The sequence below is a fragment of the Agreia sp. VKM Ac-1783 genome (assembly GCF_900177765.1).
Classification (GTDB): Bacteria; Actinomycetota; Actinomycetes; order Actinomycetales; family Microbacteriaceae; genus Agreia.
In genome coordinates this window covers 104,166-123,747 of sequence record NZ_FXWI01000003.1, presented here as the reverse complement: position 1 = coordinate 123,747, position 19,582 = coordinate 104,166, and the positions used below count along the sequence as shown (strand labels likewise).

General features: G+C 62.3%; 12 protein-coding genes. 7 read left to right on the top strand and 5 right to left on the bottom strand.

Annotation, left to right across the window (positions count from 1 at the left end; translation table 11 throughout):
• Positions 1 to 3: 3 nt before the first annotated feature.
• From CCK87_RS10315 to CCK87_RS18010, 3 genes are all read right to left on the bottom strand, one after another.
• Positions 4 to 1,338, bottom strand: coding sequence for a restriction endonuclease subunit S (locus tag CCK87_RS10315; RefSeq protein ID WP_086461379.1), 1,335 nt, complete (start codon positions 1,336 to 1,338; stop codon positions 4 to 6).
• A complete protein-coding gene (locus CCK87_RS10310) occupies positions 1,335 to 3,293 on the bottom strand; it encodes a class I SAM-dependent DNA methyltransferase (RefSeq protein ID WP_086461378.1) in 1,959 nt (652 codons plus the stop codon). The genes CCK87_RS10315 and CCK87_RS10310 overlap by 4 nt, the downstream gene beginning before the upstream one ends.
• Positions 3,294 to 3,539: 246 nt before the next feature.
• The gene (locus CCK87_RS18010; RefSeq protein WP_140162813.1) at positions 3,540 to 5,447 is read right to left on the bottom strand and encodes a hypothetical protein; all 1,908 of its coding nucleotides are present in this window, start codon (positions 5,445 to 5,447) and stop codon (positions 3,540 to 3,542) included.
• A gap of 603 nt (positions 5,448 to 6,050) precedes the next feature.
• Here CCK87_RS18010 and CCK87_RS10300 point away from each other — a divergent pair.
• The 4 genes from CCK87_RS10300 (at position 6,051) to CCK87_RS10285 (ending at position 10,686) form a co-directional block, all read left to right on the top strand.
• The gene (locus tag CCK87_RS10300) at positions 6,051 to 7,553 is read left to right on the top strand and encodes an SIR2 family protein (RefSeq protein WP_140162812.1); all 1,503 of its coding nucleotides are present in this window, start codon (positions 6,051 to 6,053) and stop codon (positions 7,551 to 7,553) included.
• Positions 7,550 to 8,656 (top strand): phosphomethylpyrimidine synthase ThiC, encoded by a 1,107-nt coding sequence (locus CCK87_RS10295; RefSeq protein WP_349289992.1) that lies wholly within the window; start codon positions 7,550 to 7,552, stop codon positions 8,654 to 8,656. The genes CCK87_RS10300 and CCK87_RS10295 overlap by 4 nt, the downstream gene beginning before the upstream one ends.
• An 84-nt stretch (positions 8,657 to 8,740) precedes the next feature.
• A complete protein-coding gene (locus tag CCK87_RS10290) occupies positions 8,741 to 9,049 on the top strand; it encodes a PH domain-containing protein (protein WP_249273839.1) in 309 nt (102 codons plus the stop codon).
• A gap of 287 nt (positions 9,050 to 9,336) precedes the next feature.
• On the top strand, positions 9,337 to 10,686 hold the full coding sequence (locus CCK87_RS10285; RefSeq protein WP_086461375.1) for a hypothetical protein: 1,350 nt from the start codon (positions 9,337 to 9,339) through the stop codon (positions 10,684 to 10,686).
• Positions 10,687 to 10,783: 97 nt separating this feature from the next.
• On the opposite strand, the gene CCK87_RS10280 is transcribed toward CCK87_RS10285, so the two are convergent.
• Positions 10,784 to 11,671 (bottom strand): exonuclease domain-containing protein, encoded by an 888-nt coding sequence (locus CCK87_RS10280; RefSeq protein ID WP_086461374.1) that lies wholly within the window; start codon positions 11,669 to 11,671, stop codon positions 10,784 to 10,786.
• Positions 11,672 to 12,053: 382 nt separating this feature from the next.
• On the opposite strand from CCK87_RS10280, the gene CCK87_RS10275 reads away from it, so the two are divergent.
• From CCK87_RS10275 to CCK87_RS10265, 3 genes are all read left to right on the top strand, one after another.
• Positions 12,054 to 14,231: a phosphocholine-specific phospholipase C gene (locus CCK87_RS10275; protein WP_086461373.1), complete on the top strand. Its 2,178-nt coding sequence runs from the start codon at positions 12,054 to 12,056 to the stop codon at positions 14,229 to 14,231.
• 480 nt (positions 14,232 to 14,711) lie between these two features.
• Positions 14,712 to 16,583, top strand: a complete 1,872-nt coding sequence (locus CCK87_RS10270; RefSeq protein ID WP_249273838.1) for a S53 family peptidase — start codon at positions 14,712 to 14,714, stop codon at positions 16,581 to 16,583.
• Positions 16,580 to 18,784, top strand: a complete 2,205-nt coding sequence (locus CCK87_RS10265) for an LPXTG cell wall anchor domain-containing protein (RefSeq protein ID WP_140162811.1) — start codon at positions 16,580 to 16,582, stop codon at positions 18,782 to 18,784. The genes CCK87_RS10270 and CCK87_RS10265 overlap by 4 nt, the downstream gene beginning before the upstream one ends.
• A 160-nt stretch (positions 18,785 to 18,944) precedes the next feature.
• Here the strand turns inward: CCK87_RS10265 and CCK87_RS10260 are convergent, their stop codons facing one another.
• Entirely contained in the window at positions 18,945 to 19,484 is a 540-nt protein-coding gene (locus tag CCK87_RS10260; protein WP_086461371.1) for a hypothetical protein, read from the bottom strand.
• Positions 19,485 to 19,582: the final 98 nt, after the last annotated feature.

Below are 19,582 nucleotides of genomic sequence, written 5' to 3'. Positions count from 1 at the left end.
CCATCAGGACAGCCCCCTCACGTCGATCTTCCCCGTTACCGCCGCGGTGATGAGTGCTAGCCGACGTTCTCTTAGCACGTCGATCATCTCGCGCGCCTTCGCCGAAAGCGCATCTATCTTGGCCGTCGCCGAATCGAGCATCTCAACTATCGACCTCTGTTCCTCCAGGGGAGGGACCGCAACCATGAGTTCGATCAACTTGCTCGCTTTAAGACCGGGCGCTGTGGACCCCGTCGCCTTACTGAGAATCTGTTGCTGAAACTCATATCCGTTGAGCAAATAGTTCGCATATTTTGAGAGAAGACGTCCCGGGTCGAGCCTGAACTTCACTATCCGCTGGGCAAGTGCCACTCGGACATCATCTACAAGCGCGACGTTCCCGAGCGGTGCCTCCATGGTCAACAGGACATCGCCGATTTCAGGCTGCCCTCGCCGCATGATCGTGCTGTATTCAGACTCCGCGACGAATTCGCGAGATGATTCTCGATCGATGTAACCCTTTTTTACGTTCCGTGCGGTCAGCAACTGAATGCCCTCAGTCGTCTTAGTCGGCGTTGCGCCACGATAGTCCACTTGACTCGTGGCGAGCCTGATGAAGGGGGCCGTTTTCCAATGAACGGGAACTGACTTGATCCATTCGTAGGCAGTTTCTCTGAGCGGCACATTCGGATCGAGGCCCTTGGTGACAGCGTGGCTGATGAGGGCCTGCCTCCGCTCCACCAAAGTGTCGATCAGACGCTCCTGCTTCTCGATTAGCAAGTCGATCTTCACCGTCTGCGCATCCAGGTAGCGTGAGATCTGATACTGGTCATCTAAGCCCGGAAACCCGAAGGCGAATGTCTCAAAAACGTTCTGATAGAGGTGCTGAATTGTGGAGCCAGAAGACGTTAACTCAACAAAGTGGCGGAAAACTGTCGAATTAAGAACCCAATACAAAAAATCAGAAGTGTAGTCGGCCAACGGTCGCACAAGAAAGATTCCACTGTTCAAGCACGCGGGCTTGTCCAGGCGGTCAACAAGACTTGTCTTGCCGATCGTGCCATCTTTTGTGATGAGCAAATCCCCATTCCTCAATTGGATGAATGGATCATCTTCGTATCGGTGCAACGTAACTTGATAGCACTTCGTCCAATCGATGACTCGACCACTAAAGTCGCTCCCGGTTACGAGGTAGGCATCGGATTCGATCTCGAACTCGTCCGAAGTCAGCCCTTTCCAACCAACGCGTCCCTTGATGTATGTGTTCCGTTTGAGCGACGCCGTCTTCCATACCTGTGGAATGGCTCCTAGCCATTCAATACCTGATTCCCTGTAAGTCGGATAGCGCTTCGGAGTCACGCCTCAACCTCGTTCAGAAGATCCGTGATCTCCCGAATGAGAGCGTTCAGGTCGGCGTCAATTTCTTCCAGCGGGCGTGTCGGCACGTACCGGTGGAAGTGTCGAGTGAATGGAATTTCGTAGCCAATCTTGGTCCTCGATTCATCGATCCATGCATCCGGGACGTGCGGCAACACCTCACGAGCGAGGTACTCCTGAATGTCGTCGCGGAGGGGAACATTCTCGGTGTCGCGGGCGTCAGTGTCGGGCAACGGATTACCCTTGGTGTCAGTAATGATCGGTGCGCTCTCGTCTCGTTCGGAGAGCCCGGAGACCAGTGTCTTGAGTTGCAGGGCCGAGAGCCCGATGCCTGCCGCGGTCAGCTGGGTTTTGATCATCTGGGTGAATTCATTGAGATCTGTCAGGGGGGTCGTTTCGACATCCGGCGACGGGAACTCGACAAGCTTGATCAGCGATGCTCTTTCCGATTCGGTGAGCTTCGCCAGTCCCTTTGCTGCAATCGCGACTTGGAGACGCTCGGCGGTGAGTGCCCAATTCAGACGGAGGGGGCGCTCAACGGTAATTGTGTAATAGCCGAAATCTTCATTCAAGAACGTCTTCGAAGCATCCGATCCTTCGGCATCGCCATAGAGCCGAACGATCTTTGCGATGTCGTCGGAACCGAGTTTCTTTCGCTTCGATCCGAGGGACTTGCGCATCTTTTGAGAAAAGCCGGCGCCGTTGATTAGTTGCACGGTGCCGCGGCGTTCAGGGCGCTTATCGTTGTCGATAATCCAGACGTACGTGGCAATTCCCGTGTTGTAAAACATGTCTGTCGGCAGGGCCACAATGGCCTCGAGCAAATCGTTCTCGAGGAGGTAGCGGCGAATCTCGGATTCCCCGGAGCCCGCTCCACCTGTGAATAGCGGCGAGCCGTTGAGCACAATTCCGGCTCGCCCACCGCCCTTCGCCTTCGGCCGCAGCTTCTTTACGAGGTGCATGAGGAACAGCAGCGACCCATCAGAGACGCGGGGAAGACCGGGGCCGAACCGGCCATTGAAGCCCTGGTCTTCGTGCTCCTTGAGTACGGCAGGCCTTTGCTTGTTCCAGTCGACGCCGAACGGAGGGTTGGAGAGGCAATAGTCGAACGTCTCACCTGTCAAGCCGTCGTCGGTAAGGGTATCGCCGTGCACGATGTGGTTGATGTCCTGGCCCTTGATCACCAGGTCGGCCTTGCAGATGGCGTAGGACTCGCCGTTGATTTCCTGGCCGTACATGACAAGCCGGGCATCTGGATTGTGCTCGAGCAGGTACTCGTCGGCGACCGACAGCATGCCGCCCGTCCCAGCCGTCGGATCGTAAATGGACCGAACCACGCCCTTCTGGTTGAGTGCCTCATCATCGGCGATGAAGAGCAGACTCACCATCAGCCTGATTACCTCGCGGGGCGTGAAGTGTTCGCCCGCGGTCTCGTTGGAGGTCTCAGCAAATTTACGAATGAGCTCCTCGAACATGAGGCCCATCTCGATGTTTGTCACTTTGTTGGGGTGCAGGTCCACTGCAGCAAAGCGTTGTGTCACCAGATACAGCAGGTTCTCGGCATCAAGCTTCTCAATCTGCTTCTCGAACTCGAAGCGCTCAAAGATGTCGCGCACGTTCTCCGAGAAACCGTGAATGTAATCAACTAGGTTTGCCTTGATTCCGGCGGGGTCGCCCATGAGCGACTGCAAAGTAAAAGCGGAGGTGTTATAGAAGCCGGTGCCGGAGGCCTTTGCGAGGAACACATTCGCTGATGCGGAATCTGCCCGCTTCTTGGCCTCATCGAGAACGGCCTGCTTAGTCGACTCCAGTACGGCGTCGAGCCGCCGAAGGATGGTAAACGGAAGCACGATGGCACCATATTGATGCGGCTTATAGGGCCCACGGAGGAGGTCTGCGATCGACCAGATGAAGTTGGCGTTGTTCTGCTGCGACATTTAGGGGCAATTCGCTTTCTTTGGATTTACCGCCATCCGCGGTTTTGTTCTGACTCTATTAGGCGGGAGCGATCAAGGATTGCGGCCTTCTTGATTACTTTGAACGTAAACCCGAGGAGCCCCATCCAGTAGTCGCACGCAGTTCCAGGTGGAGAATTTACCCCTCATTTGCGCGCCGCTCCGGTATGAAAGTTACGAACTGACATCCCGACGACACATGCAATGGACCCACCACAAGTCATCGGACTATGAACTCGTATTCGTCAGATGCCGCCCGATATAACCGACGTAGATCTTGCCCGAGTTAGCCGTGTCATCGAAGTAGTGCATTCGTGGCGCAAAGGTGTCTCGACTAGAGATCTTGAAGTGCGCGTCCATAAGAACAAACCCCGATGAGTCAACTTGATCGGGCACAGGCAGTACTCGCTCACGCCTCCACGCAGGAGTGTTCAGAACAGGATCACTTTCGGTCGAAGCATGATTTGACGGAGCGCACTTGTGGCCGGCCGGGGCGTCATCGTTTGTCAGATACATGTGAACACTTCCAGCGATAGAGTCAGACGACCTGAGCGAGGCGTAGTCGTGAAGCACCCTGATGTATTCCCAAAGAAGCTTTGCATAGCGCCCGAGGTTGTCACGCTTGTCGACTTCCAAGGCCTTCGCGATCGGCCCGGTAAATTCCACGAACTGACGCGCCTGGTGTTCCCCTTCCCCATCGGTAAGGCGATTCACCAACTCCTCAACGGAGGTTGGAGAGCCCCACTCAACAGGATCCGTTGCGACTACTAGGTCATCGAAGCGTTTAGCCTCCTTGAGGCGCTCGCGATAGAACCGTTCTGTTCGCTCGAGTTCAATAACTCTCGCGCTCTCAACTGCCAGGTCGAGTTCGAGGTCTGCTGACCTTTGTTGCAATGCGGCCACCCTATCCGCAAGTTCTGACTGCTCCCGCCCCGCCTCGTCGAGTTGCTCGAGTGCGACAGCGACCTCCTCCGACTTCCAAGTAAGCATCGAGTCGAGTGCCTCAACGCTCTCGACGTCCACAGAGTCGCGCTTCAGCCACCGCCTCATGACGAGCCCAAGTCGAGCGAGCAGGCCAGGTCCGGCAGCGCGTTCAAAGTCAACCGCTGGCTTTACCGATGAAGGCACAACGGGTAGTGGGCTCACATCGTCCATGCCGTCGTTCGTTGGTTCTACGATCGATCTGCGAACACGATCCTCAACCTCACGCGACCGGTCACTCAGCAGAGCCGCACGCGAAACAATTTCCAGGCTTCTGCGTATGTCACCCGGCAGTTCTGCTTGCGCGAATCTCAACCGGGCAGTTTCTGCATGAACATTTGGGAGGTGCCCCTGGACCCGCCCACCTCTAATTGACCTGGAGAGTGTTGCCGGTCCCAGAATTCGATGCTTGTAAGAGTCATTCGAATCCGTCAGTACGGCACGCGGCCCGAACGTTCTAACTTCCCCAGGCTTGACGGCATGTGAGGCGGGCAGAAGGGCGGAAAATTGAGGGTAGGCAGCTGCCGAAACCACGAAGGCGGTCGCGACGCCAACGCTTTGCCTCGTCAGACTCTTTACAACTTCTGTCCACCTGTCGTCCAAGTCTTCACCAGGAGAGACAGCAACAATCACGGATGCGGTCCTGAAAGGGTCAGCGATGGCATCGTAGATTTCGTCCGCATCAGCGCTTCGAATCTTCTTCGGTGAACCATGAAGGACTGTTTGGCCATCCCGAACGTCAAAGGTCTCAAGGAGGTGTCGAGCGATGCGCGGTGGGTCAACTCGAATTATGGCTTCGGACTCGTCGACATCCTCTAGTCCCGCCTCAATGACGAGCGTCTGAGTATGGTCTCGTGAGTTTGGCAACGCCAGTCCATAGATTGACACGGACCAAGTACCGCCGGCATTCGTCTCCACAAACCTGTATTGCCTGCGTTTGCTCGCATCGGACTCATGATCCGCGTGAATAACGGTGAGCTCAGCCGCCGGACCGAGAACGTGGACGCCCGGCCCATCCCAATCTGCTGTCGAAAGAGTGCCTCGACGATTCTTCGATAGCTTCTCGCGGAGCCAGCCTCGAAGCAAAGACTCCGCGACGTCCACCGCGTCCTGATTTGGAGCGATCCTGAAAATAGCCCTGTAACCAACTGGCACTGGAATTCGACCTCTCGATTGCGTACTCAAAATTGAGGCGAGCGTCTGGCTCTGCCGCAAGGCAACTTCGAACCCCCGGGGGCCTTAGCCCTTAGTGAAACTTACTCAATGAATGAGCGCACCAACACCCCACCTATGGGGCACGCGCCTCAGTTATCTCGGGCCAGACGAAACACCCGGCGATCGCAGCCTCGCACGGAACGAAGTCGATTTCGGATCGGCGCATCCGGCGCACCGTTGAGCGTCGGCCACCAGCCGACGTCAGAAAGCGGCAGCGACACTTCCGTCTGGTCATCGCCTGCGGAAAGAACACCCGCACGTACTCATCGCTCGCACCCATGCTCAGAAAGTCGCCGCCACTCTCGCCCTGAGTCCACTCCCACCCATGTAACGATGGTCCGATGTCCCCTCGCGCTCGGACACGCCAGAAAGGTTTGGCCTTTTGGATAGCCGAATCGAGCGTAATCCAGATACGCGGTGCTAGTTCCACGCGATCACTTCTCGATCAGGGCTAAAAAGTTATCGACCCGAATAGCGCCCATCTGTGTAGCTCAATTGCACTGTCACGGCCATCGAGGGCCACAATCAGCACAGGCACCGAGTGTGTCCCGGCATCTGCAGCGCCACCCGCCCAATCAGGTGCGCGGCAATCAACATTGGAACGTCTCTTTCTCCATGAAGGTGGAGCTTCAATCATTGGACTGGTCCGGAGGTCGCCGTCAGGTGTGCTCCTTCACGCCTTATGCTCGCATCATGCTGACACCATCCGACGTTGTGGAGCGATTCTCCTTGGCGATATCCCGCGGCGATGCGGGCTTGTTCGTTGGATCCGGACTGTCAGTACCCTCGGGTGCGCCGTCTTGGTCGACTCTGTTCAGCGCGCAAGCTGCGGACCTCGGGATCGTTCTTCGAGACAGCGACAACCTCCCGGAGATTGCCCAATACGTCATTAACGCCAGCATGGGAAATCGGGGGCCTTTAGTGTCTGAGATCAGAGATCTCACCGCTAAAACTTCGGGCCCAAACACGCTTCATAAGGTGCTTGTCAACTGCGGCATTAATACGATCTGGACGACGAACTACGACACACTGCTCGAAGAGGCGTACGGGTCCGGCACGGCACTCGTCCGGGTCGAAGACTCAGACATCGCGACTGTTCGTCGGCTCGATTCACACGTTGAGATTCTCAAGATCCATGGATGCAGAGTCCGCAGCAATCCATCGGGCATGGTGATCACGACCAAGGATTATGACGAGCTGGAAGCTCGTCGGCCTGCGCTCGTCCAGCGACTTAGACACGACATGATGAACCGCTCATTCTTATTTCTCGGATACAGCTACTCGGATCCTGATATCCGCACTGTCATGCAGCAAGTCCGGCTTCTCACAAACGGCGACACGCGCGAGCACTTCATGTTGACGACGAAGGAAAAACGCTCGGCTGAATTGGAACGGCGTCAAGAACTTTGGGTGGACGAACTGCGGCGAGTAGGCATTCGCTGTGCACTATTAGATTCGCATTCAGAGCTTCAAGCGCTCCTCGCGCAAATGGTTCTCCTTTCACGCGGTCGTACTATTTTTCCCACGGGCAGCCACATGGTCAATGCGGATTTCGCGGTCGAATTAGGGTCTCGGTTGGCAACGCTGGATCCCGAAGTTGTCTTGCTCGACGGACAGTCCGAAGGCATGGGGCGAGATGTGTTGAACGGGTTCAGTTCCGCGATAATCCGAGGGCACAAAGACATCCGGCCCCGAATTAGGTTGTATCCGAATCCTTACGCCTACGATCCGGCGCTGGCCAACGACACAGAGCTGCTCGAGACTCTAATGAGTTGGCGTTCAGGCTTACTCCGCGACTGTCGCATCTTTCTAGCTTTTGACGGAGGCATGGGAACTGCAGCGGAAGTGGCGGCTGCTTTGAAATTGGGGTGCACGATCATCCCCATTCCATTGAGTAGAACCGGAAGTGCAATCAAACTTATGAAAAATAAGGTCATAGCGACGAATCTCGCCCGGCTAGCACCGAGCTATTTATCGGGATTTCCGACGGACTTGCCAACCGTAGAGGCCGTTGTCGATTGTGTCGAGCGAGTTCTCGGCGAATGAGCACTATTCGCATCACTTCCCCGGATGACATTCGGACTATGCAGGCCGGCCCGGGAAAACCGACTCGAGTCATGGCGCTGATCGGGAACAGTAGTCGCGGCTCCACCCCCTCCCAAATTCTCAAGCTCGATGCACTACGGGCCATGACGAACGGCCCGGACGCTGTCGCCGATCTGTCGATTACACGGACCACTCCGGAGCTAATTCCCGAGATTGTGGATCGGGGATTCATCGCTTCGGCCCTGCCCATATACGGCGTGAGAAAGCGCAGCGGTGCGATAGATCCCGTTGAGCTGCTCGACCGGTGCCGAACGGCCGTCGGACTCGGCGCACGAATGCTTACGATCCATCCAACCCCAACTGCGCACTTAATCGCCTCGGCGCAACAACGGTTGGTGCCCTGGACTTCTCGCGGCGGAGGAATCATTATTAGAGACCTCGTAATGTCGGGTTCAACCGACAATGTTTATCAGAAGATACTTCCGTCCCTCATCGAACTCGCCTTGTCCCATGGCGTTGCGCTCAGCCTCGGGGCGAGCTTTCGCTCCGCGAACATATTCGACTCCTACGACCTGACCCAACAAGCGGAAATTGCGAGTCAAATCGCCCTAGCTGATGAACTTCATCGCGAGGGCGTAATGGTCGTAATTGAATCTCCAGGGCATGCGTCTCCGAGGTCAATTACTGAGGTATCGCGACGGCTAGCGGCGTCACGATACCCGATCATGCCTCTCGGCCCGATCCCAACGGACACCGCGATTGGACAAGATCACATCAGCTCCGCAATCGGCGCAACGCTCATGGGGCTAGCAGGGGCGGCCCACATCCTGGCTGCCGTGACGCGCGAGGAACACACGGGCGGTGTGCCCACAAGCGCTTCCACGATCGAAGCTGTCGAAGCTGCGCGAGTTGCGGCTCACATAATCGACCTCGGCAACGGCACTGCAAACGCAGTTAGTGCCGACTATGAGATCGCCAGAGCTAGGTCAGAATCCAAAACTTGCGTTGTCGAGAGAAGCAAGCCCGGATGCGCAAGATGCGCGGACGCCTGCCCCCTGATAGTAGACCCGCGGGAAATCGCCGGACCATCGGCCCGGAAATGAAGTGACTCGGGCGGCTCATATACGGTGTCGGCACCCAACAGACACGGCGCCTGTGGACTGACGAGATGATGGGCGGCAAGCAATTTGGACTACTGCTCGCTGCCGAGATGCACTCATGGAAGCCGCCGCTTCGACCACCTAGACCGTTCAAAACGAGATCCCGATTCCGGACGGCGCGACCCGCTCTCGATACAGGGCGAGCAGGCCGTCGCCGCCTTCCGGACATCTAGGGATTCAGCTGTCTTCACAACTAAGCGACTGATCGTGCGCGATGCTCAAGGGATCACCGGCAAGAAGGTAGAGATCTACACGATGGCCATGTCATCAGAAGCAATCCGAGACCAGCTCACGAGTGAGAACGGTGGACAGTTCACGCCGGAGAAAGCGGACTAAGCGATGGCCAATTTAAACGGCTGAGCTCGTCAGCTAAGAACTCATTAACAAGAACCTCGCCGAGTGGCGGAGCTCCCGTTTTTGCATGTGAGCCGTCGTGACAGATCTCGATACGTCGGCTCCTTCGTCGCGCGACTACTCGATCACCGCAGAGGGCTCGATCGGCCGGAGGAAGGGCGGGCCTTGTGGCAGCGCGACACACGCCGAGCGCAGGCATCCGATTCGCTTATTGAGAACGCTTCTCGATAAGCTCAGGAGCCGCATACCGACGACTTGCAAGGATCACCATGCCCGCACGCCCGCTTTTCTACCCCGCACTGGCCGCCGCCTCACTCCTCCTCCTCTCCGGCTGCACCACAACAACGTCAGCCACTCCCCCAACCCCCGCCGACCACAGCTGGCTCGTCACCGCCGATGCCACGGCGAAAGAGCTCTACATCAACAACGCCGTCACGGGCGAGAACACCGACACCCTGAACGGCATCACCCTGGGCACCCACGCGGGCTCCGTGCAGCTCGGCAGCGGGCGCATCGCCTTCATGGATGAGTCCAAGCCCCAGCTCGACATCCTCTCCATCAGCTCGCGCGGCAAGGCGACCATCGACCAGCACTACGCGATCCCCAACGATGACGGGCGATGGAAGCGTGCCGGCTGGCTCTCGACCGACACGAGCCGGCGTTACGTCGCCATCGGCTCCGACTTCGACGACTCCACCGACCAGCGCGTCACCGTCGTCGACCTCGAGAAAGACACTCAGCAGACGGCCGACATCGCCACATCCGAGGTGACGCTCGCCACCACGGGCGAGACCGGAACCGAAGAGGTCGAAACCTTCTTGGTCGGCGATCCGCTGCGCCTCGTCGTCACCGCCGGCGGCCACCTCGACGCCTACTCCGTGTCGGCGATCATGGGCGGCGACACGCATCCGACGCCCGTCGCCACGACTCCACTCAACGCCTACCCGCACGGCCCCATCGTCAACGCCGCGGGAACCGTGATCGGCTCGGATCTCGCCACCGGCGTGCAGACCGTCGGCGTCACCGCCACCGGATTCACCGACTCCCAGTTCTCGTCGTACCCGCAGGCGAGCGTCGAGAGCTACCGGCCGCGCATGGCTCCGGATGGCGCGACCGCCGTGGGCGCGCAGGCCGGCGCCACAGAGAAAGACGCCGGGTGGGACACCATTCCCGCCTACCTCACGAGCGCATCCACGGCATCCGGCAAGCTGACCACGGTGAGCCTGGGCAGCGGCTCGTTCACTCGCGTCGCTGTCACGCCGCATTTCGCCGCAGTGGTGCTCACCTCCGGCTCGGGCGATTCGCTCGTGCTCGTGGAGAAGGGCGACGACGGCGCCTTCAACGGAGAGCAGACGACCGTGGCGCTCGACCCGCTCAAGAACGGGCCGGTCGTCGGCCAGCCGGCGGGCAAGGCATCCGTTCGCTTCACTGCGGCGACCGACGACGGCAGCAGCGTCTTCGTGACCCGCGGCGGCGAAGGCCAGATCACGCAGATCGACACCTCGACCGCGAACCCCGTAGTGACGCGCACGATCACGGTGCCCTCCGATCTTTCAGACGGTGGATATCTGACGACCGTCGACTCCGCGGTGAAGCCGTACGACCTCAGCGGCCGCTGACCGACCTGCGGCACGACGTACTGTTCGAAGGCCGGCGCCGCACGTTAGGGCTCTCGAACTGACGCCACCTACACTTCCTGGCGCTATCTCGAGCGCTCTAGAGCTGAATCAATTCGAGAAAAGTCTGCTCAGTCACAATCTCGATACGCTGGCCCTTCTTCGCGAGTTCCATCGCGCGCTCGACCTTCGAGCTGAGAGTCGCACCTGCCTTGAGTGTGCGCGGGTCGAAGCCACCCATGACGACGAGCGACGTCTTCTTCGTGACGCCCGATGATACGGAAGCACCAAAGTCGGCTACGAGCTTCTGTGCCTCGGGGCGGGTATGGGAATCGAGATCACCGGAGAAGCAGACGACCTCGCCGAAAAGTGGGTGGCCCGGGTCGGCCTCGACATTCGCACCCGGCAGAGCTGCCTTCTTTTGATACGGGCGAGCACGACTTACGCGCTTACGCTCGGTCACCTTGTGCCACAGCTCATCGATGGTTACGGCGCCGGTCTCTGAAGCAATGGCAAGCGCGATCTGGGCGCAAGCCAGCGAATCGGCCCCTGCCTCGTGGTGATTGAAATCCGAGAGACCGAAATGCTCGACCACTCGAGGGAGGCGGTAGCCATCCAACGCGACGTGCTGACGAACCACGCTCAACGCATCCAAGAAAACGAACCCGCGATCCGGCAGATCGAGGATCTTGTTCGCAGCGTTGTAGACACCCTTGTCGAACGCGCTGTACGCAACGAGCGGGGCACCATCCATCAGCGCTTGGAGACGGTCGAGAGTCCAATCCCACGACGGAGCATCGACCACATGCTGAGGTCCGATTCCGTGAATATAGGTATTGGTGAAATCGAGACCAGTCGGAGGCTTCACCAACCAAGACTCGTTCTGCACGACCGCGCCATCGACGACCTTCGTGATTCCCACCGCACAGACAGACCCCCGATCGAAGTTGGCTGTTTCAAAATCGATCGCTGTGAAGTTAAGACCCATGTGTGCGACTTTATGAGCAGGGGGATTTCGATGCCATCCCCCGAGTGCGGCACAAGATGGGTGAATGACGAGCGAATTACATTCAACCTTCTCGCTGGATGCCGCCCTACGGGATCGGCCCGAGCCGGCAACCCCGCGGTGAACCCCTACGACCTCAGCGGTCGCTAACGCGCAGTCGAGTATTAGTGGGCCCAGTCCAGCAATTCAAAGCGCGTTTGCTCGTGCGCTAGGCATCCGCAACTGACCGTCCACCTTTCGGGGTGAGGGTTGAGTCGTCATTCCCTTCCGTCACCCAGCGGAGACGAACCCCGGCGGCATCTTGCCCGTGCCTGCCGACACCCCGAAAAGCACTACTGCCTACCCGAAAGCAGGAACGCGCATCATGAGCTCGAGCAAGCCCGAAAAGAACGCCCCCGACGTCACGCTGAATGCGGCGCCTCCCCTCGACAAGTCCAAGGCGTATCACGCCGACGTGAAGCCCGGCCTGAGTCGGCGCTCCATCCTCCTCGGCGGGGCGGCCGCCATTCTTGCGGGGGTCGCGGCCGCATCCGGGCCGGGAGCGTTCGGCGAGAGGGCGGCAGCCGCATCCGGTCTCGCGACCAGCGCCCGAGCCGGGGCGACCAAGTCGATCATCGACGTGAAGCACGTCGTGATCTTGATGCAGGAGAACCGCTCGTTCGACCACTACTACGGCACCCTGCGCGGCGTTCGCGGCTTCGGCGACAAGCAGATGGTGGAGTATCCGAGCGGCGGCAACGCGTTTGCCCAGCCCGACCCGACCCGGCCAGATGGCGGGGTGATGCTGCCGTTTGCCCTCGACAGCACCCACTTCAACGCGCAGAACGCCGGCGGTCTCGACCACTCGTGGGGCGGCGGCCACACCGCCTGGAACAAGGGCGCCTGGAACAACTGGGTCGCGGCCAAGACGCAGCAGACCATGGGGTACTTCACCCAAGAAGACCTGCCGTTTCACCACGCGCTCGCTTCGTCGTTCACGATCGCCGACCACTATCACTGCTCGGTGATCGGCCCGACGACCCCGAACCGCCTCTACCAGTGGACGGGAACCATCAACCCCGAGGGCGACCACGGCGGCCCCGCCACCGACAACCCCGACGACTACAAGCCCGTCTTCACCTGGGGCACCTACCCCGAGCGCCTGCAGAAGGCCGGCGTCACCTTCAAGACCTACGCCAACAACGAGGTCGGCGACGACGGCACCCACCCCTACGTGGGCGACTACGGCGACAACCCGCTCTGGCTGTTCCAGAAGTACCACGACGCCCTCGCCTCGAAAGACCCGGCGGTGCGCGACCTCGCCCTGCGCGGCGGCCTGAATGACGGCTGGCTGGCCGACTCGGGTCGCGGGCTCGACGTCACCTATCTCCTGAGCGAGTTCGGCAAGGATGCGGCCTCGAACACCCTGCCCGCGGTCTCATACGTCGTCGCTCCCTACGGCTACAGCGAGCACCCGGCGGCGAGCCCCGATTACGGCGCGCACTACACGAACGCGGTCGTGCAGGCGCTGATGAGCAACCCCGACACCTGGGCGAGCACCGTGCTCATTCTCAACTTCGACGAGAACGACGGCTACTTCGACCACATGCTGCCCCCGCTCGCCGAGCCCGGCACGGCCGGCGAATACGTGGATGGCCTGCCGATCGGCTACGGCACCCGGGTGCCCCTCACGCTGGTCTCGCCCTGGAGCCGGGGCGGCTGGGTCAACTCGCAGGTGTTCGACCACACGTCAGTCATCCGATTTCTCGAAACCTGGACGGGCGTGCACGAGCCCAATATCTCTGCCTGGCGACGCACTATCTCGGGCGACCTCACCTCGTGCTTCGACTTCGCGAACCCTGACTTCTCGCTGCCCACCGCGGCCGAGGTGCCGCCGCTCAGCGTGACGCAGAAGCTCGTCGCCGCCGCAGACGCCGACATGGCGAAGCCCAACATTCGCGAGCCCGCCATCGGCGCGCAGGCAATGCCGGTGCAGGATGCCGGCACGGCCCAGCACCGGCCGCTTCCGTACCGGCAGCACGCCAACGTCGAGGTCGACCGGGCCGCCGCGACCGTGACGCTCACCATGCAGAACACCGGACACCAGGGCTTCTCGCACCAGGTGTTCGCCAACGCGCATCTGCCGTTCGAGTCGACGCCCTTCACGCTGGCCACGGGCAGCTCCGCCACCTACACCTGGAGTGCTGCGGCCACCGGTGGCACGTACGACTTCAGCGTGTACGGGCCCGACCGGTTTCTGCGGCGCTTCGCCGGCACGGTGCGCGCTGCTGGCGCCGCCGGAGCCGTGCCCGTCGTCGCGGGCAATCCCGTGCGGGGCGAGCGCCGGTCGCTGCGGCTCGAGCTCGCGAACGAGGGCAACGCCCCGGTCACGTACTCCCTGGCGGCGAACGACTTCGTCGACGAGACGCAGTCGGTCACAGTAGCGGTCGGCCAGACCGAGCGGTTCGCCTGGCCCCTGGATGCCGCGGGGTACTACGACGTGATCATCACCGCCGACACGGGTGACGGGTTCCGCTACCGCTTCGCGGGGCGCATCGAGTAGGAGGCGGCGGTCGGGGGCCTCGGTTGCATCCATTCGTCTCATAACGCTCTGATTCGTGAGGATCAGAGCGTTTGGGCAGCAATGGATGCGCGTGGCGCCCGAGCGCGGATCATCGAAGCGAGCTAACGGAGCACGATCAGGACGACACGCCGCAGCCGCATGCCGGAGTGGCGGCGTGGCGCTCAAATCGTGCTCCGTTAGCCCTGCAGGTAGCGGAGCGCCCTGAGCGATGTCGACGCTTCGACAGGCTCGCAGCTACTCGATCAACGAGGTGCTTGCGCCGGTCGAGTAGCCCGAGGCCGCCCGCGGCCGAAGCGTATCGAGACCATGGTGCGGTGATCTCGATACGCGGTGCTCGTTCCTCGCGATCGCTACTCGATCAGCGCCAGAATGCCGCCAATTGTTTAATGAGAACAGTTCTCAGCTAGAGTTCGAATCGGCTCCTCTGCCACTTCACACTCTGATCGAGAAAGTACTTCTATGCGCTCTTTGCGTTCCCCCGGGTCGGTGATGTCTGCATCCACCTTCCTGATCGTCGGGGTCGTGTGCGCGGGCATTCTGACCGCGTGCACCTCATCCCCCTCCGACGCTCGACACTCGCTGCCCGACACCGCTCCCGACTGGGCAAAATCCGCGGCGCCGAGCGGCGACTCCACCTCCCCCGACGGCGTCACCTCGGCCGTCGTGCTCTTCACCGAGAACGCAGACACCGCATCCATCTCGGCCGCCCGCACGTGGCTCGTCACCGCCGGACTCGACCTCGGCGACCAGCACGACAGCGTGCGCAGCCAGTCGATCAGCGGCTCCTACGACGACTTCGCCCGCGCTTTCTCGACGACCTTCGCAACCACCGACATCCATGGCCGCACGGCCGTTGTGCCCACCACCGATCTGTCGGTGCCCGCTGACCTGACGGCCATCGAGACCGTCGCCGGTCTCGTGAGTACGGATGCGATGCAGCCCACGCTCGTGGACGCGTCGGCGACATCGGCCAGCGCCGCGAGCGCCACAGCCACAACCGCCGGCACCGCACCCGCAGCCGCAGCACCCGCCGCCACCGCTCCCATCACCAGCGACGACTGCGCCGCCTACTGGGGCCAGACCCTCAGCTCCGAGTGGCCGGAGTCGGTCACGGTCGAGCACCGCTCCAACGCGCTGTGCGGCTACGGTCCGCAGCAGTTGCGCGCCATCCACCAGCTGCCGGACGACGCCACGGGCGCCGGAGCGACCATCGCGATCGTGGGGGTCTTCGACGACGCGACCGTCGAGGCCAACACGAACGCCTACTTCAGCAAGGCCGGAGCGCAGCCCCTGCGCGACGGGCAATACACGCACCACGCCCCGGCGAACCCGAACAACAGCCGCTGCGGTGGCCCCAGCTCGTGGACCGTCGAGCAGCACCTCGACGTGCAGGCCGTGCACGCGATGGCACCCGACGCGAACATCGTCTACTGGGGAAGCGACACCTGCGAGGCCCAGTCGCTCTACCTGCGACTGCTCGACGCGGTCGAGAGTGGCACCCCCGAGAACGGCGCCCCCGACGTCATCTCGCTCTCCTTCGGCGCTCCCGAAGAGCTCGACACCGCCGCCGACCGCACCCTGCTCACGCGAGTGCTCGTCGAAGGCGCCTCGCGCGGCATCTCGATCTTCGCCTCGACCGGAAACGACGGCGACTACAGCCAGGCCGGCGACCACCAAGACGGCACGGATGTGGCGTCGCCCGCCTCGAGCCCCTACGTCACCGCGGTCGGCGGCATGAGCATCGGCCTGAACGCCGACAACAGCGTGGCCGTCGAGGCCGGCTGGGAGACGCAGACCCGGTTCGCCCGCAACGGAGCCATCGTTCCGCCCGGCTTCATCTACGGCGCCGGCGGAGGAGAGTCGGCCTACTACGACCGCCCCTCCTGGCAGCGCGACAAGATCGCTCAGCCGGGAACCAAGCGACTGCTTCCGGATGTCGCGTCGCTGTCTGACCCGAACACCGGCTTCATCGTGAACGCGCCGTCGAACGGCGGCGTCAGCGCCGAACCGCACGGCGGCACGAGCCTCGCCACCCCCATGGTCGCCTCGATGGTCGCCATCGCCAAGGTGCGCAACGGCGTTCACGTCGGCCTCGCCACGCCCTCGTTCTACGCGCTCAGCGGCTCGACCGCCATCACCGACGTGCAGCCGGCGTCGGCGGCAACGTGGTTCCGCCGCTCGCCGTCGACCGGCGCGCTCTGGCTCGAGACCCTCTACATGTGGGACACCAAGCCCCAATCCCTGCAGTCCGGGCCGGGCTGGGACAGAGTCACCGGACTCGGCATTCCCCGCGGCACCACTTTTCTCGACCAGTTCGGAGCACAGAAATGATTCGACGCACCTCCCGCTCCATGCGGCTCGTGACCGCCGCGGCCCTCGCGGGGATGCTCGCGCTCGGCTTCACGGCGACCGCCGCGACAACCGCGATCGCCGCACCCGCGGCATCCGGAACCTCGACCGCGAGCGCGACCCTCGTTGAGGCCGCAGCCAAGACGGCCGCCACCAAGTCCGGCCCTGCCAACAGCGCCTTCGGCGTGCAGATGCTCGACTCCGACGGGGGAACCCTGCAGGCCTCCACCCCGCTCGCCGACTGGACCTCGGGCGACACGGTCACGCAGAACGCCGCCTCCACCGGCGACCTCTACAAGCTGAACACTACGCGCACCGAGGGGCTCGTCTCGCGGGCCGCATCTGACGGGGCTCGCTCGACGATCGCGTCGGGAACGTTCCAGCTGCGCGACCGCGTGCCCGTGACGTTCACCGGACTCACCTCTGAGTGCACCGCCGACGGATCGAGCACCGTGTCGTTCGACACCCTCACGGTAAACGGCGTCGACGCCCTCGACCCGGCACGCATCGCCACCGGTTACACCGTCGACCTGCCCGTGTCGTCGACCTGGGGCGCCACCAAGCTCTACATCGGCGAGCGCACAACGGATGCGTCGGGTCGTTCTCAGACCACCGCGTTGCGCATCGAGGCCGAGGCCGGCTCGTCGGAGATCTGGCGAGTGAAGCTCGGCCAGGTCGCCTGCACCCCTGCTGCGCCGGCCACCACCCCGGCACTCGTGTCGGGCATCACCGTGACCGCTCCGAATGGAACGCCGATCGTGGCGGGCGAGCCCAGCCTCACCGCTTCGGGAACCAAGACCGACGCCACGTTCTCTGCCCCGACCCCGCCGATCGCCGCGAAGGGCGTCACCGTCAGCCGCACCGACGACAGCGCCGCGAAGGTCTTGATCGACAGCTTCACGCAGGTGCCCGACACCTCGTCGGTCGGCGAGTACATGTGGTCGGCGTTCCGCGTGTACGGGCTCGCGCTCGACGTGGCCGCAGACGGCAGCTCTGTGGTGTCGTTCCCGGGCTCGAACTCGGGGCTCTTCGTGAACGGGGTCTGGATCAACACCGGAACCGACCTCTATACGGGCCTCGACGCTCAAGGCACCCCGCGCGTGACCGTGCGCTTCAACGAGCGGGTCGCGCAGCCCGACGGCAGCGTGCTCATCACGGCCGTGCACTACACCGACCTCACCGGAACCTACCCGTCGGTCGCGCTCGGCACGGTGAGGTGGTCGGCTCCGAGCACGGTTCCCACGCCCGACCCCGAGCCGACGCCCCAGCCCGATTCGCCGCTGCCGAGCCGCTACGCCTACGCGCTCAGCGCATCCGGCCCCTCGGTCGTGTCGCCCGTCGCTCTCGTGACACCGGATGCCGCTGCCGCGGCCGCCGCGAGCGCGAAGGCGCCGAACGCCGTGGCGAACTCCGACGTGGTGCGGCCTGACACTGCTTCGTCTGAAACGGCTTCGTCGGCTGCTTCGCCTGACGCAGCCACCCTCGGCGCCGCTCAGCTCGAGGTCGCGACCGTGACCGACGGCGTCGCCGGGCAGATCTCGGCGACCGGAGCACGCGCATCCAATGCCGCGGACACCGCGACGGCCCAGGTCGACTCGCTCACGCTCTACCCGGGGTCGAGTCTCGAGGTGTCGCTCAGCAACATCCGCGTGGCACTGACGAAGACCGGCGCGACCATGACCACCGGCGGAGGAACCGTGGACGGCCAGACCATCCCCGCTGGCGAGATCGCACCCAACACGGTGGTGCAGCTCGCCGGACGATCCGCGGTGATCACGCTCAACCTGCAGAAGGGCGCGGCCGACGGCTTTTCGGTGACCGGCGTCGACGTGAACGACATGCTCGGCCTGGGCGCGCGAGTGCGGGTGGCGGCGATCACGGCAGACGCTCCGGATGTTCCCACTCCGGTCGATCCCGGAACCGGGCCCGGCAGCGGGTCGGGTTCGCCGGGAACCGGAACACCCGAAACCGGATCTGGCTCTGGCTCCGGCTCAGGCGGCGAGCTGGGCAACGGCGCGATCGGGCAGAACTTCGTCTCACCGCAGGCGAGCTCGACCCGGCCGCTGGCCGACACAGGCATGTCGACCGCTCCCCTCGCCCTCGCGGCTGCACTCTCCGTGCTCGCGCTGGCGACCGGGGCCGGCCTGCTGCTGCGACGGCGTCGCCGACTCACCGCATCCTGATGCACGCACCGGCCGTGGTCTTCGTGGCCACGGCCGGTGCGACATCGCGGTGGCCCTTCACGCCCCGCCCGTGTGTCAGAAATCGACGTAAATTCGCGAAGTTAGGTCGATGTGCGCCAACTCGGCGACGAGCGCGGGGCCTCGCCAGGCGGGCAGAGCTTCAGAAGCCGCAGTCCTGGCTGACGGCCTCGCCGCACATGATTCCGAGGGCGAAGTAGACGACCACGCCGAGGATGCCCGTGACCACAGCGAGAATCGGGTTGCCGATCACGAGAACCCAGCTCATGACCGCCAGAACTCGACCCCGACGGCGTACCTTGGGCTGGCGGCGGCCGAGCACCGAGTGCATGACGATCAAGACTGTGGAGATCACCCACAGCACCAGGGTGGTGATCAGCCAGGGGCCGATCGGCAGCGTTTCGTCGGTGAACTGGGCGAGTACCGCGCGCGGACCGCCCGGGGCGGTGAAGATCGAGAAGAACATGCTCAGGTCGACGAGCACGAACACCAAGCCGAGCGCGAAGCTCGCGATCACCATCCACAGTCTCGGATCGGACTGCGGTGGCGGCTGAACGGAGCGGACCAGATCCCAGGCGGTCTGCGGCGGCCAGCCAGCACTCACCAGCGACTGCACCACGTCTTCCGGGCGACGGCCGGCTTCCATGCTCGACCGGGCGAAGTGCTGTGCGGCAGCGTCCATGGCTCAAGATTATTCGAGGAGTGCGGCGCTAGCTCGGTTGCGGCGGGCTCGGCTGGCCTAGCGCCGGCCAACGTGCGAGCGAACGACCCCGTCGACAG

Excerpts from the sequence above, each read along its gene's own strand:
- CCK87_RS10295 (WP_349289992.1), top strand. The coding sequence starts at position 7,550 with ATGAGCACTATTCGCATCACTTCCCCGGATGACATTCGGACTATGCAG.
- CCK87_RS10265 (WP_140162811.1), top strand. The coding sequence starts at position 16,580 with ATGATTCGACGCACCTCCCGCTCCATGCGGCTCGTGACCGCCGCGGCC.
- CCK87_RS10260 (WP_086461371.1), bottom strand. The coding sequence starts at position 19,484 with ATGGACGCTGCCGCACAGCACTTCGCCCGGTCGAGCATGGAAGCCGGC.
- CCK87_RS10310 (WP_086461378.1), bottom strand. The coding sequence starts at position 3,293 with ATGTCGCAGCAGAACAACGCCAACTTCATCTGGTCGATCGCAGACCTC.
- CCK87_RS10275 (WP_086461373.1), top strand. The coding sequence starts at position 12,054 with ATGAGCTCGAGCAAGCCCGAAAAGAACGCCCCCGACGTCACGCTGAAT.
- CCK87_RS10285 (WP_086461375.1), top strand. The coding sequence starts at position 9,337 with ATGCCCGCACGCCCGCTTTTCTACCCCGCACTGGCCGCCGCCTCACTC.
- CCK87_RS10280 (WP_086461374.1), bottom strand. The coding sequence starts at position 11,671 with ATGGGTCTTAACTTCACAGCGATCGATTTTGAAACAGCCAACTTCGAT.
- CCK87_RS10270 (WP_249273838.1), top strand. The coding sequence starts at position 14,712 with ATGCGCTCTTTGCGTTCCCCCGGGTCGGTGATGTCTGCATCCACCTTC.